Origin of the sequence: Pseudomonas sp. BGI-2 (assembly GCF_004310295.1) — a bacterium.
Taxonomy (GTDB): Bacteria; Pseudomonadota; Gammaproteobacteria; order Pseudomonadales; family Pseudomonadaceae; genus Aquipseudomonas.
Genome location: NZ_SISB01000006.1, coordinates 122,566 through 135,632 on the forward strand (window position 1 = coordinate 122,566; position 13,067 = coordinate 135,632).

Consider the following 13,067-nt stretch of genomic DNA (forward strand, 5'->3'; position numbering starts at 1 on the left):
CAAGAGGTTGATATGCCAATCACCGCGCGGCAGTTGCTGCTGATTCTCCCGGACGCCGGCAAGCAAGCCGGCGTTTTTGCGTCTGCGCTGAATTTGGCCATGGAGCGGTATCAGATCAACACCCGGTTGAGGATTGCGGCCTTCATCGCCCAAGTTGGTCATGAATCCGGCCAGTTCCGTTATGTGCGGGAGCTTGGTGGCGACCAGTATCTGAGCAAGTACGACACTGGCCCCCTGGCCAAGCGTTTGGGCAATACGCCAGAGGCCGATGGCGATGGGCAGAAGTACCGCGGGCGCGGGTTGATCCAAATCACAGGCCGCGACAACTACCTGGCGTGCAGCAAGGCGTTGTTCTCAGATGATCGGTTACTCCGAACACCTGAATTGCTCGAGCAGGCTGAGTGGGCGTGCAAGTCGGCGGCGTGGTTCTGGAACTCGCGGAACCTGAACGCCCTAGCAGACGATGGCGACTTCGAGCGCATCACCCGTCGCATCAACGGTGGATTGAACGGATACGCCGAGCGGCTGGCGTTCTACAAGACCGCGCTGAGTGTGCTGGTATGAGCCCGCTGTTGCTCCGCTTCCTTCCTTATATAGCTGCGGTGCTGCTGGTGGCCGGCGCGCTCTTCGGCGCCTATCACCACGGCCTTTCTATGAAGGATGCCGAATGGCAGAGCCTGTGGAATGACCGCAACACCCTGGACGCCAAGGCGCGGGCGTCGAATGAGTCCGCTGCCCGCGCAAAGGAACAGACCTATCAACAGTCTATCAACAAGGCGATCCAAGATGGTCAACGAACGATCGATCAGGCAATTGCTGATGCCGCCGCTGCTCGCGCTTCTGCTGACAGCCTGCGCGGGGCAGCCGACGACCTTGCCGCTAGACTCGCAGCCAGTGAAAGCAGCGGCAATTCCTGCACTGCCGCCGCAAGCCAGGCAGCTACCCGCGCCGCCATGGTGTTTGCCGACGTGCTCAAAAAATCTGTCAAACGAAATACAGAACTGGCAGAGACAGCTGACCGAGCCAGAGCCAGGGGAGTGACCTGCGAACAAGTTTACGATGCGCTGGGTAATTGAGCTGTCGCTTGAGTCGGCCCATGCGCGAATCGCTGCTGACCAGGTGATTGACGGCAAGGTGCCAGATCCCACCGGCCGGCGACCAAGGATTGATTGCGCTGGCGGCGTGCCAGGATTACGTGCGTGGAATTCAGCCAGCGTTGCCTTGAGATAGCTCCTGACCAACTCGTGTTACATCATCGGTGCGATTTGAGACTGAGGAGCTTGGGCCGTCCTGGTCTTTCTGTAGTTTTTTGATTCGGTTCCGTTCCTTCTCGCGGATAGCTGCGAGAACAGGGTATCCAAAGACTAAACTCACCGGCCAAATGATCACGACACTGATTAAAGCAATGCTGTGAACCAGCCTGTCACCATGCTCAAGTCCCAAAGCCCTAAGTACGCTGTCCAATATCGGGTTTGTTTGTGTGGGCGTATAAGTGCCTTCGATCCAATTTCGACGGATCTGATTGAGCTGAAAAAACAGGCCGATAAGCAGAGCGAAAACCCACAGGACAAGCAAAACAGCGCTTACTAATGCGATGTGTCTCATGATTTCCATTTCAATTTCTCCATGGAACGATTTCAAAAAACGAATGAATAATTGTTCTATTCTGGCATTGGAATCAGTTCATTTCCAGCAGTAGTCATCGAGCACTAAACACCCTGATAGCTTCAGCGCGGCCTTGAGGGTCACGGCTTAGAGCCTTCGAGCGCTCGTAATTTTACGGTCAGCTCAGAAATGTGCTTGTTGTTGGCCATCAGCTCCCAGTTGCTTTTCGTCTCGGTATCGGTGGCTCTACGGTTTGAATCTGCGAGGTCAGCCTTGGCCTTCAACAGGTCGGCACGCAGCGCCCCGCATTCTTTGGTGACATCAGCGTGCATCTGCACCAGCCCGAAGATGTCTTCGCGGGCCTTGCGCAATTGCAGGGTCAGTTCCTGCACCTCGTTCTCGGTGATGCGCAGGAAATAGCGACAGGTCTCAAGCTCAGTTGGGCAGCCAAGCCAGTCGCTGGTGTCTTCGATTTCGAGGGGATCCACGGTCATGCCTTATCGATACTGCTTGGATATACAGTAATCGAGGTTGAGCGGTTGGCGGGGGAGAAGCGACGAGCTGTCGCCTCAGATCATTCCGGCGTCATCATGACCGCTAGCGTCATATTGATGAATTCCTCATTCTGGCCGATCACGCCCAGGGCACCTCGAACATTGTTGCCCGCTGTTGTTGAGCCCAGGCTTTCAACCAACAAGGTGAGTTCAATGATGGCTGCCTCAAGGGCAAGTTGGTTTTCATTGATCTTGTAAAGCAGGGAAGGGAGCAGGTCTGAGTTTGGCATCGCAGTTTTCTCCGTGGAGAGGAAAGCGTAGCAGTCAAAAAGAATTGGTATTCGGTCGGCAGAACGCCGGGGAGGGGAAATGCTAGGGGTCTAGGGAAAACGTAGTGAGTTTGTCACTCGGCGTTAAGCACGGTTGGGCATCGTTGCAGCGAGCGCCCCTTATGGAGTCACGTGTTTAGCGGTACGTAGCCCCATCTGCTTGCATGGGGTGCTAGGGGTCGAGTGTTCGAATCACTCCGTCCCGACCATTTTTCGTAAGGGGATCAAGTACTTAGTGGCTTGGTCCCCTTCCTCGTTCCAGGCTTGCGCAAAACCCGCACAAGGGCTCGCCACTATTGCTTTGGCTTCGTTACTTCATCCCCCGAGTCACTTGAAGTCGCTGCGTCTTTGTCCATTTCCTCCGACTCTGCACCAGAATTGGAACCCGCAGCTTCCTCCCCTTTTTTGTCCGCCTTTTCCGCGTTTGACTCACCCCCCTGATTAAGCCCCGGAAGAGCACTCGGCGGAATAGTAGCGTCTTCCGTATTCTTCTCGGCTGCGAGCGAGTAAACCGAGCAGATCGGCAGAAGCCCCGCGAGCATGAGAGCGGCAATTTTGCTGTTCATCGTTTGCGCCTACTGTGCGAGTGAATGTATGCATTGGAAGAGCACGGAGAGTGAACGTGCTGATGTCAGGACGAACGGTAAGTATGAGAAAGCCCAATAAGCCTCGCTACGTGAGCACAGGTGCCATCATTTTTTGCATGTAAGACTTTTACGCGGCTAATACAATGACGCCGAACCAGGGAAGGATAAGGGCGGAATGAGTCGGTACTCAAATTTCATTACATGGACAGTGAAAGTGTCGAATCGAATAACGAGGCGACATTGTTTGATCGCTGCCTTCGTTTTATTGCTTTGCTGGGGTGCAGCGATCTTCTTTCATTGGCCTGTCGAACCTGTTTTCTTCTTCGTCCTGGCCATGCAACTGGCGTTCTACTCGTTTCTCATAAAGGGTGCGACACCTGAATCGACAAAAATACGTCAAACCGCGGCTTCAAGCGTATCGAGATTCAAAAGGGTGAAGTAACCCACCTCCGGCTTCCATCCAGCGGTGTCGATATGAATCACGTTGCCAAGCCTGACCGGTTTTCGTATCGGTGTATGCCCAACGATCATTGCGCGCAGGCCCTCAACGCCATGCATCTCCCACTGATCGAGTCGGCTTCGTGACCACATGCAGCGGTGCTGCACCTGAATCAGGCACTGGCTGCTCTCTGGCGATTCCAGTTCCTCACGCAGGCGCTCCCATGATGCAAATGGGCAATCGGCATGCACGATGCCAATCAGGCCTTGTGTCGTTTCGACTTCGATGGCGATGGGTAACTCGGCGAACTTCGCCGCGAATTCATTCTGCTCGGACAGTGATAGGCCCGTGAACCATAAGCCGCCGTTGTAGATCCAGCTATCGACGTCGCAGGTATCGAAGTGAACCACGTAGTCGTCATGGTTGCCGCGCACTGCATGGAACCACGGCTTGTCCAGCCAATCGAGCGCATTACGGCATTCGGGCCCGCGGTCAATCAGGTCGCCAACGCTGAACAGGCGATCGACCGTGGGGTTGAACCCGGCTCCTTCCAGAGCAGCCTGCAACCGAGTGAAATGGCCATGAATGTCGCCGACGGCGAAATCTCGACCGGCAGTGTTTTCGGCGTAGCGCTTTACGCGCGTGACCTCTGAGGTTTCGAACATGGCAGTGCCTCATCCGCCAATCGCCGGCGAGTTCGTGGTCACTTGAGTTTAGGCTGCGTCGACGCAAGTCGCGGGCAAGGCGTAGTGATAGGGCTTCGGGTTGATCACAAAGAACTAAAGAAAAACCCGGTATTGCACCGGGTTTTTTTCGACAGGGTCAGCGTTAGTAGCCAGCCGCCTGGGCGAGGTGGTTGTCCTGCGCCACAGTGATAAAGTGCAGTGGAACGTGCGGTTGTTCATCAGGGGTGCGGATTTCGACGCTACCGACGATTTGAAGGTGTCGCTCACTCAGCCCGGTCGACTCTGCTGCCTTTGCCATAGCCATTCTCGCGTGGTTCGCTGCGATTTCATTGAGAGTTGACACGTTACATCTCCGGGGGGACTGACCAAGCGTTAATTAGATTGCCGCCGCGTCAGAATTACGTCGTTCTGGGGCTGCATGACCGGCTTGTGCAATCCCTAAGCCAGACAGGGGCACCTGTTACGCGCCAGGTTTTGATATACGACGAATGGTTATCGCGGACAAAAAAACCATCAACTTGACCCGGCGCTTCCCGCCGACTAGACCTTATGCCACTGGGGCGGCCGCTCTAACGCTAGTTCGTCAGACAAGGAGATCCGCAGTGGATAAGTCCGACTACCCGCCACCGCCAATGCGCAAACTGCGGGTCTATGCGTTCGACCCGCAAGCCTCGACTCAAATGGAAACGGTTGGGATCAACCACGCCACCATCGAGTTGCCTTGGGAGCAGCGCTGGGAAACCGATCTCTTGCCGGGACCTGTAAACGAGTATCTGGAAGTCATCGATGTTGATCCCACCAGCGGCCAACTCTACAAACCGGTGGATTTGAATAACCCGTATTTGTTGGCCCAGGACGGCATCGCGCCCTCCGAGGGTGACCCGCGTTTCCATCAGCAAATGGTCTTTACTGTTGCGATGAAAACCATCAGATTGTTCGAGCGAGCGTTGGGCCGCAAGGTGTTCTGGTCACCCAGGGTTGTCGACGATGAGCGCAACAAACCGACTCACGTCTATGTACGACGATTACGTATCTATCCCCACGCGTTGCGCGAGGCCAATGCCTATTACAGCCCGGCGAAAAAGGCGTTGTTGTTCGGTTACTTCAAAGCTTGCTGAGCGATGCCGGTGTGAACTTGCCGGGTGGCTGGATATTCACGGCGCTGTCCCGCGATATTGTCGCGCATGAAACAACCCACGCCATTCTGGACGGCCTGCACCGTCGTTTCGTCGAGTCGACCAGCGTCGATAGTTTGGCGTTTCATAAAGCCTTTGCCGATATTGTTGCGCTGTTGATGCATTTCACCTTGCCCGAAGTTGTCTCCAGTCAGCTGGAGGCACGCCGTGGCAACTTGAGTGAGCGCTCCTGGTTGAGTGGCCTGGCTCGCCAGTTCGGTGAGGCTTCGGGCCGTTATGCGGCATTGCGCGAAGCCATCGACGAAAAAGGCCAGGACGGCTTGCCGGACCCGACACGCCTTTCGCGGTTGAGCGAACCGCATGAGCGGGGCGCGATCTTGGTCGCCGCTGTTTTCGACGCCTTTATCACCATTTATGAGCAACGCACGACCGATCTTTTTCGGCTGGCAGGGCATGACAAGACGTCGACGGCAAACTTGTCGACAGAACTGATCGCACGCCTGACCCGCGAAGCCGTTAAGTCTGCCGATCATGTACTGCGTATGTGCATTCGTGCACTGGACTATTTGCCGCCGGTGGATGTGCATTTTGGTGAGTTTCTGCGGGCGATCGTCACGTCCGACAACGACCTTGTGCCGGATGATCCCATGCACTATCGCCTGGCAGTGATCCAGGCCTTTCGCCGGCGCGGCATTTTTCCGGACAAGTGTTTGTCGCTGGCGCCGGACAGCCTGCTTTGGGAATCACTGAAGGGTTATCAGACAGACGAACTTCAACTGACGGCCGATGACCTGCTCGACTTCAAAGCACCCGCGAAACCAAATCGGAAGTGGCCGGGGGGATCGCTTGATCTCACGCCACAGTACCTGCGGGGCAACGCGTATCTCCAGTCAGAACACAATCGACAAGTTGTGTGGAGCTGGCTGATGGAAGAGTCAGATCACGACGCTGAATGGGAGAAAGTATTAGGGATTTACTTCGCGGCCCATCCGGATGCAACAAGGATGTAAGGGTCATTGTTCATCGGAGGGGATGGCGTTCAACCGGCCGTGGAAGTGCACTCGGTCCGAACCTGTCGCAGGGCAGGGCCGGACGGGCAGGATCTTCGGCAACTGGTCGTCGAGATTACTCAACGTCGTCGCGGCTACTTCGATGTCGAGCAACAACGTAAAGAGGATCTGCAACCAACCCGCGAGAAAGGTCACAGCCAATATGACTTTACGTTTCGAGGCGGCGCGACACTTATCATTGATCTGCGTGATGGCAGCCTGCGCTACGTGATCCGCAAGCGCATCAATGACAATGAGCGTCTGGACGCCCAGCGACGTTTCCTGCAAACCGGCAATGACGGTCTCGCCCTGACCTATCGACAGCCGAGCCCGGACGACAACCCTTTTGCCATGACCCACCGTGGAGTGTGACGCCATGACCCAGGCTGATTTGCAGGGCAAGGTAGCGATTCGCATGTACCGCGGAATTCTCGGCGACTGCTTTCTGCTTCGCTACCCGGAAGCCGGGGCAACTCGCCACGTATTGATCGACTGTGGCGTGCTTCAAGGGGCGAAGGACGGCAAACTGAAAATGGCGCGCATCGTCGACGACATTCACAAGACCACTGGCGGCGTGCTGGACCTGGTGGTGGTGACCCACGAACATCATGATCACCTTTCCGGCTTCCTCTATGAGCAAGCACGTTTTTTTGGCGACGATTTTCGCATCGGTGAACTCTGGCTGGCCTGGACCGAGAACTTGAATGATGCCCAGGCCGTAGCGCTGCATGCCCGCTTTAAAAGGGCGAAAGTGGCGTTGGCCAGTGTCGTCGGCCTGAGTGGGAGCGGTACCGCATTGCACGAGGATGCGCGAATCAAGACGGTGCATGGCCTGTCGGCATTTATCGAGCCGCTTGCCGCTGCAGCCAACAAGGACAAGCGCACGACCATCGCAAAACTCGAAGCCAAGGCGGGATCGAAGGCGATCCGGTACCTGGAGCCCGGTGATGTGGTGCGACCGGTCGTCATCGAAACGCTCAAGGCGTACGTCATGGGACCGCCGCGATCCGAAGAGCGTTTGCGCAAGGACTTGCCGAGCGCAGGGGCGGGTAAAGAGGTCTACATGACCAGCCTGGACGAAGCCATGGCATTGGAGGCGCGGACACTCCTGCTCAAAGGTGTGCTTCCAACCGGTGCCGATATTCCGTTTGCCCCTCCTTATCAGCGTACGTACGCAAAGGCGCAAAGCGATTCCGAGAACCATAGCGGGGAGGATGAAGATTCGGCCAGTGTCGAGCAGCGCTATTTCAGCAGCGAAAACCAATGGCGTTGCATTGAAGACGAATGGCTGGATGGGGCGCAAACCCTGGCCTTGAAGATGGACTCGGACACCAACAACACAAGCCTGGTCCTGGCTTTCGAACTGCCCGACGGACAGATCCTGCTTTTTCCCGGTGATGCCCAAGTGGGTAACTGGATGTCCTGGGGAGATCAGACTTATCCCAAAGCGGGGGTGGCAGGAAACCCCGCGCCGCTGACCCGCGATGACATCCTTGCACGGGTGACTCTCTACAAAGTCGGCCACCATTGCAGCCATAACGCCACCGCTCGTGCGGCAGGGTTGGAGAAAATGCACGATCCCCGGCTGGTGGCGATGATCCCGGTGGATGCTGATGTCGCGAAAGGCAAAGACTGGAAAATGCCCTACCCGGATCTGCTGAGTGCGCTGCAACAACGTACCCGACAGCGGGTTGTTTCAGGTGATGGTCAACCCGCAAGCGAAATCCAAGCCTTCAATGATTCACCGACAGACCCGAATAACCCGGCCAGTCTGAGTTATGCACCGGATGAGTTGTGGGTGGAGTTATTGATCCCGTATTGAATTCAAGGGAGGCCGATATCCACCACGTTCAGGCGTTTTCACTCTGGACTCATGCTTGAGAACGCAAAATTCGCGACGCTGTTTAGAACGATTATTTCCTTCGGCTATTTATATAGGCTTCGCTCGCATATCCATAACCTTGGAAAATACGCTGGGACTCGCCTGGCATCTGTCATAAAAGCCGCACGTTCGTTGTGACGGACGTGAGTGTCCTGTTGATCCCGTTAATGTTGCTCCAGCATTCATTCCAGCTGTTTGATCGTCATCTTGTTGTGTGTGGGCCATTGCTTAGAATCCGCTCCACCAGCTTTGTCCTACTATCCATCCTTCAGGGAGCCACACCATGATGAACGCCATGCAGATGCAAATGCCGATGAACGCCAACATGCCGATGATGCCGATGATGGGCATGCCGATGATGATGGCGACCATGAGCTGCGAAATGATGGACGACGGCATGATGTGCAAAATGATGCCGGCCGCTGGGATGGACATGGCCATGTTCAAGAACAGCGCTGAAATGATGCAGATGATGAACTGCGGCATGCCGATGATGATGCATTGCGGCAACATGAGCATGATGTGCATGTCCCAGGCGAGCATGGCCATGCCGATGATGAGCACCATGATGCCAATGCCGATGATGGGCATGCCGATGCTGTCGATGAAGTGCGTGATGGAATGCACCCTGATGGCCGACTGCATGATGTGCAAAATCATGCCGATGGCCGGCATGAACATGGACATGATGAAAAACTGCTGCACCCTGATGATGAAGATGATGAACGACTGCAGCATGCCGATGATGCTGAGCTGCAATGGCATGCCGCTGATGTGCTGCACCTGCTGATCCCGGACAGCACAAAAATAGCCCCCGCGGCCCTATGGTCACGGAGGCTTTTTAATTTCCGCAACACCACAAATCCCTGTAGGGGCAAGCCGTTGTGGCGAGGGGATTTATCCCCGTTGGGTCGCGAAGCGGCCCTGAACTTGCGACTGCTTCGCAGCCGAAAGGGGATAAATCCCCTCGCCACAAAGGCTCGCTTCCACAGGGGTGTTGTTCAGTCCAGCCGTTCCGGGTAAGTGACCACCAGATACGCCACCGCTTCGCTGTCGGCGGGGTTGCGATAGCGGTGGGGCTGGTCGGCATAAAACAGAATCGAGTCGCCGGTGGACAGCAGGTAACGCGCGTCGTTGACGCTGATTTCCAGCACGCCTTGAGACACCACCAGGTTCTCCTGAACACCGGGACCGTGACCCTCGGAAACGTCTTCGCCCAAAGGGCTCAGGCGCAGCTCGTAAAACTCTGATTGGCGTGCCACGTCGAACGGAAACAGCGCGCGACTGACAAACGCACCGCTGGCACTGACCAGGCGTTTGCTCTGGCTGGCCGACAGCACCGCCACGCCTTCGAAGGCCCGATGCTCAAGAAACGCAGCCACCGAAACTTTCAGGCCCTTGGCGATTTTGCACAGCACCTTGATCGAGGGCACGCTGCGCCCCGATTCGATCTGAGCGAGCATGGTCTGGCTCACACCACATTGTCGGGCCAGGGCGTCGAGGGACACGCTTGCTTCGCAGACGTTGCAGGTTCTGCGCGACACGCTCGCAGATCGGGTCTTCTTCCAGATGCTCAAGGTTATTCAAGTCCAGCACAGGTGCGTCGGCGCTCGCCAGAAAGCGCGAGGGTTCGTTCGCGTTCACGCCTGGCGTGTCTCGGTCGATTGGCATGCCTGAACCCACTGAAAGGCCTGTAAGCCGGCGTTGCGTGCATACATTTCCCACATGGCCCGCGCCCGTTGCTGAGCCTGTTTGCGTTTGCGGTAGCTGGCGAAGTCGATGAGGTTGTCAGTCGGATTCATGGGGCACTTCACTGTGGTGATGAATGACGGGATGACCTGAGAGTACAAGGATATTTTTATAACTATAAATACTTATTTTGTTTCTATTAATGCCTTTTGGTTCTTATGAATGTGCAGCGCAATTTCAAGATTAGGAGAGCCTGCGCTTAGCTCTTGATATTCCATAAAGCTATAAATAGATAACTAGATATTCCTTTTGATGTCGGTTGAGGTGGTGCACTTTGAAGGCCTGCGCATCCATGCGGATGTGTCCGACACCAGACAGGAAGCCTCAACATGACCATCAAAGCGATCAACGTCCGCAACCAGTTCAAAGGCGTCATCAAGGAAATAGTGACGGGCGAAGTGGTTTCCGAAATCGACGTGCAAACGGCGTCCGGAATTGTCACTTCTGTGATTACCACCCGTTCAGTGCGCGACCTTGAATTGAAAGTGGGCAGCGAGGTGATTGCTTTCGTCAAATCCACCGAAGTGTCGATCGCCAAGCTCTGAAGAGCCCATTCGAAATTCTAAATCTGCGGCCTCGGCTAATGCCGGTAAGTCACGAGCGACGAAAATCCTGTGGGAGCGTGGCTTGCCCGCGAAGAATGCACCGCGGTTTTTCAGGTATTTTGCGTCATCGTTCTTCGCGGGCAAGCCACGCTCCCACAGGTTCTGCGTTTTGATTTACGGGTATTAGCGGCTTCGGCCGCTTTTTTTTGTCGGCGGCTCAGTGCCGCGATGGTTCTTCCAATCACGTTGAGGTTTTCATGGTGACTCCTTTCAAACGCTCCCCGTTGACCCTGTTGGCAGCCACCGTGGCGGCGATGAGTGCGTTACTCAGCGGCGGCGTTCAGGCCGAAGGCAAGATCAGCATTGCCCAGCAATTTGGCATCGGTTACCTGATCCTGGATGTGGTGCGCGATCAGCAGCTCATCGAGAAACATGGTAAGGAGCAGGGACTCGACATCAAGGTCGACTGGAACAGCATCTCCGGTGCCACGGCGATGAACGAGGCGCTGCTGGCCGGTGCGCTGGATGTGGTGTCGGCCGGCGTGCCGCCGATGCTGACGATCTGGGACCGGACCAAGGGCAAGCAAAACGTCAAGGCCATCGCGTCGCTGGGTTCGATGCCTAACTACCTGCTGACCAATAATCCGAATGTGAAAAGCCTCAAGGACTTCACTGAAAAGGATCGCATCGCCGTACCGGCGGCGGGTGTAGGTTTCCAGTCGCGCACGTTGCAGATCGAAACGGCCAAGCAGTTCGGCGCTGAGAACTTCAAAAAGTTTGACGACATCTCGATCAGCCTCGCGCACCCGGATGCGACGTCGGCGCTGATTGCTGGCGGTTCGGAGATCAACTCACATTTTTCCAGCCCGCCGTTCCAGTATCAGGAACTGCAAAGTCCCAGCGTGCACAAGGTGCTGAGTTCCTACGATGTATTGGGTGGCCAGGCCACGTTTAACGTGCTGTACACCACCGAGAAATTCCACGACGAAAACCCGAAAACCTACAAGGCGTTCTACGCGGCGCTGGCCGAGGCCGAGAAAATCATCAAGGCCGACAAGCCCGCAGCCGCCCAGACCTATATCCGCGTGGAGCAATCGAAACTATCCTTGCCATTGGTAGAGAAAATTGTCGCCGACCCCGAAATCGACTTTACCGTGGTGCCACAGCGCACCTTTATCTACGCCGAGCAACTGCAGGCGCTTGGCGTGCTGAAAAACAAGGCTGACAGCTGGAAAGATTACTTCTTTGAGGAAGCACATGGCGGTGCAGGCAGTTGAGAAAAGACCGGACATTATGCAAAAGCAGAGCTACCAAGTGCTGGAAGTCGCCAACGGCAAACCGATCAAACTCTGGACCGAAGGCGTCCCGGTAGAAAGCGAAGCCAGGCAGCAATTGATCAACACCGCAAAGATGCCGTTCATCTTCAAACATCTGGCGGTGATGCCCGACGTGCACCTGGGCAAGGGCTCGACCATCGGCAGTGTGATTCCTACCGTGGGCGCGATCATACCGGCCGCCGTCGGCGTGGATATTGGCTGCGGCATGATCGCCGCGCGCACGTCGCTGACCGCCGCTGATTTGCCGGACAACCTGCATGGTTTGCGCTGCGCGATCGAAAAAGCGGTGCCCCATGGCCGCACGGTTGGTCGTGGCATCAAGGACAAAGGTGCCTGGGACAGCGTTCCGAAACAGGCCGATCATGCCTGGGCTGCCTTGAGTCCACGGTTCAAGGCGATCACCGACAAGTACCCGAAACTCGCCAGCACCAACAACCGTGGACACTTGGGCACGCTGGGCAGCGGTAACCATTTTATCGAGGTGTGCCTGGATGAAACCAACCAGGTCTGGTTCATGCTGCACAGCGGTTCACGCGGGGTCGGCAACGCCATTGGCAACCTCTTCATTCAACTGGCCCAGGCCGACATGCGCCAGCACCTCGCCAATCTGCCGGACCGTGACCTGGCGTATTTCGAAGAAGGAAGCCGGCATTTTGATGATTACGTCGAAGCTGTCGGTTGGGCCCAGGATTTCGCCAGACAGAACCGTGCATTGATGATGCACGCGGTGATTCAGGCAGCACGCAAAGTGATCAGCAAACCGTTCGACGTCGCCCTGGAGGCGGTGAACTGCCACCACAACTACGTGCAGAAAGAACGGCATTTTGGTCAGGACATTCTGGTCACCCGCAAGGGCGCGGTGTCAGCGCAGAAGGGCGAGTTGGGGATCATTCCGGGATCGATGGGCGCGAAGAGTTTCATCGTTCGCGGGCTCGGCAACGAGCAATCGTTCTGCTCCTGCAGCCACGGCGCCGGCCGCGTGATGAGCCGCACCAAAGCGAAAAGCCTGTTCACCGTCGCCGACCAGATCCGCGCCACCGCCCACGTCGAATGCCGCAAGGATGCGTCGGTGATCGATGAAATACCGATGGCCTACAAAGACATCGACCACGTCATGCACGCCCAGCGCGAGCTGGTGGAAGTGCTGCACACCTTGCGTCAGGTGGTGTGCGTGAAGGGTTAGGCACTTCTGCGTCAGCCCAGCCCTTTCAGGCTGGGCTTTTTCAGGC

17 protein-coding genes, 1 tRNA gene and 1 pseudogene are annotated in these 13,067 nt (G+C 56.1%); 11 read left to right on the forward strand and 8 right to left on the reverse strand.

Going from position 1 to position 13,067, the window contains the following annotated elements:
• Nucleotides 1–12: 12 nt before the first annotated feature.
• Together EYC95_RS06520 and EYC95_RS06525 are read left to right on the forward strand one after the other, a co-directional pair.
• Nucleotides 13–564, forward strand: coding sequence for a glycoside hydrolase family 19 protein (locus tag EYC95_RS06520; RefSeq protein ID WP_131059619.1), 552 nt, complete (start codon nt 13–15; stop codon nt 562–564).
• On the forward strand, nt 561–1,076 hold the full coding sequence (locus tag EYC95_RS06525) for a DUF2514 family protein (RefSeq protein ID WP_131059620.1): 516 nt from the start codon (nt 561–563) through the stop codon (nt 1,074–1,076). Before EYC95_RS06520 ends, EYC95_RS06525 begins: the two co-directional genes overlap by 4 nt.
• A 130-nt stretch (nt 1,077–1,206) precedes the next feature.
• Here the strand turns inward: EYC95_RS06525 and EYC95_RS06530 are convergent, their stop codons facing one another.
• The 3 genes from EYC95_RS06530 to EYC95_RS06540 form a co-directional block, all read right to left on the reverse strand.
• A complete protein-coding gene (locus EYC95_RS06530; protein ID WP_131059621.1) occupies nt 1,207–1,614 on the reverse strand; it encodes a hypothetical protein in 408 nt (135 codons plus the stop codon).
• Nucleotides 1,615–1,745: 131 nt separating this feature from the next.
• Complete coding sequence (locus tag EYC95_RS06535) at nt 1,746–2,099, reverse strand: hypothetical protein (protein ID WP_131059622.1); 354 nt, start codon at nt 2,097–2,099, stop codon at nt 1,746–1,748.
• A gap of 80 nt (nt 2,100–2,179) precedes the next feature.
• Nucleotides 2,180–2,389: a hypothetical protein gene (locus EYC95_RS06540; protein WP_131059623.1), complete on the reverse strand. Its 210-nt coding sequence runs from the start codon at nt 2,387–2,389 to the stop codon at nt 2,180–2,182.
• Between the two features lie 179 nt (nt 2,390–2,568).
• Between EYC95_RS06540 and EYC95_RS30135 the strand changes: the two genes are divergently transcribed.
• Nucleotides 2,569–2,637 (forward strand) — tRNA-Ser (locus EYC95_RS30135).
• Between the two features lie 84 nt (nt 2,638–2,721).
• On the opposite strand, the gene EYC95_RS06545 is transcribed toward EYC95_RS30135, so the two are convergent.
• From EYC95_RS06545 to EYC95_RS06555, 3 genes are all read right to left on the reverse strand, one after another.
• Nucleotides 2,722–2,994, reverse strand: coding sequence for a hypothetical protein (locus EYC95_RS06545; RefSeq protein ID WP_131059624.1), 273 nt, complete (start codon nt 2,992–2,994; stop codon nt 2,722–2,724).
• A gap of 417 nt (nt 2,995–3,411) precedes the next feature.
• The gene (locus EYC95_RS06550; RefSeq protein WP_131059625.1) at nt 3,412–4,119 is read right to left on the reverse strand and encodes a metallophosphoesterase; all 708 of its coding nucleotides are present in this window, start codon (nt 4,117–4,119) and stop codon (nt 3,412–3,414) included.
• Nucleotides 4,120–4,282: 163 nt separating this feature from the next.
• A complete protein-coding gene (locus tag EYC95_RS06555; protein ID WP_131059626.1) occupies nt 4,283–4,483 on the reverse strand; it encodes a hypothetical protein in 201 nt (66 codons plus the stop codon).
• Nucleotides 4,484–4,742: 259 nt separating this feature from the next.
• Between EYC95_RS06555 and EYC95_RS06560 the strand changes: the two genes are divergently transcribed.
• From EYC95_RS06560 to EYC95_RS06580, 5 genes are all read left to right on the forward strand, one after another.
• Nucleotides 4,743–5,258, forward strand: coding sequence for a hypothetical protein (locus EYC95_RS06560; protein WP_131059627.1), 516 nt, complete (start codon nt 4,743–4,745; stop codon nt 5,256–5,258).
• Nucleotides 5,252–6,286, forward strand: a complete 1,035-nt coding sequence (locus tag EYC95_RS06565; protein WP_131059628.1) for a hypothetical protein — start codon at nt 5,252–5,254, stop codon at nt 6,284–6,286. The genes EYC95_RS06560 and EYC95_RS06565 overlap by 7 nt, the downstream gene beginning before the upstream one ends.
• A gap of 6 nt (nt 6,287–6,292) precedes the next feature.
• Nucleotides 6,293–6,697: a hypothetical protein gene (locus EYC95_RS06570; RefSeq protein ID WP_131059629.1), complete on the forward strand. Its 405-nt coding sequence runs from the start codon at nt 6,293–6,295 to the stop codon at nt 6,695–6,697.
• A 4-nt stretch (nt 6,698–6,701) separates the two neighbouring features.
• On the forward strand, nt 6,702–8,147 hold the full coding sequence (locus EYC95_RS06575; RefSeq protein WP_131059630.1) for an MBL fold metallo-hydrolase: 1,446 nt from the start codon (nt 6,702–6,704) through the stop codon (nt 8,145–8,147).
• 343 nt (nt 8,148–8,490) lie between these two features.
• Nucleotides 8,491–8,997, forward strand: coding sequence for a hypothetical protein (locus EYC95_RS06580; protein ID WP_165557434.1), 507 nt, complete (start codon nt 8,491–8,493; stop codon nt 8,995–8,997).
• A 211-nt stretch (nt 8,998–9,208) separates the two neighbouring features.
• Here the strand turns inward: EYC95_RS06580 and EYC95_RS06585 are convergent.
• Nucleotides 9,209–9,851, reverse strand: a pseudogene (locus EYC95_RS06585) (helix-turn-helix domain-containing protein).
• Complete coding sequence (locus tag EYC95_RS30140; protein WP_165557435.1) at nt 9,848–10,009, reverse strand: hypothetical protein; 162 nt, start codon at nt 10,007–10,009, stop codon at nt 9,848–9,850. Before EYC95_RS30140 ends, EYC95_RS06585 begins: the two are co-directional and overlap by 4 nt.
• A gap of 276 nt (nt 10,010–10,285) precedes the next feature.
• Here EYC95_RS30140 and EYC95_RS06590 point away from each other — a divergent pair, with 276 nt between their 5' ends.
• The 3 genes from EYC95_RS06590 to EYC95_RS06600 all read left to right on the forward strand — a co-directional run bounded on the left by EYC95_RS06590 (nt 10,286) and on the right by EYC95_RS06600 (nt 13,021).
• Nucleotides 10,286–10,501 carry a molybdopterin-binding protein gene (locus EYC95_RS06590; protein WP_008145745.1) on the forward strand — a complete coding sequence of 72 codons (216 nt, stop codon included), beginning with the start codon at nt 10,286–10,288 and terminating at the stop codon, nt 10,499–10,501.
• A gap of 257 nt (nt 10,502–10,758) precedes the next feature.
• Nucleotides 10,759–11,778 carry an ABC transporter substrate-binding protein gene (locus EYC95_RS06595; protein ID WP_131059631.1) on the forward strand — a complete coding sequence of 340 codons (1,020 nt, stop codon included), beginning with the start codon at nt 10,759–10,761 and terminating at the stop codon, nt 11,776–11,778.
• Nucleotides 11,779–11,794: 16 nt separating this feature from the next.
• Nucleotides 11,795–13,021, forward strand: coding sequence for an RtcB family protein (locus EYC95_RS06600; RefSeq protein WP_131059632.1), 1,227 nt, complete (start codon nt 11,795–11,797; stop codon nt 13,019–13,021).
• The last annotated feature ends 46 nt before the right edge of the window (nt 13,022–13,067 follow it).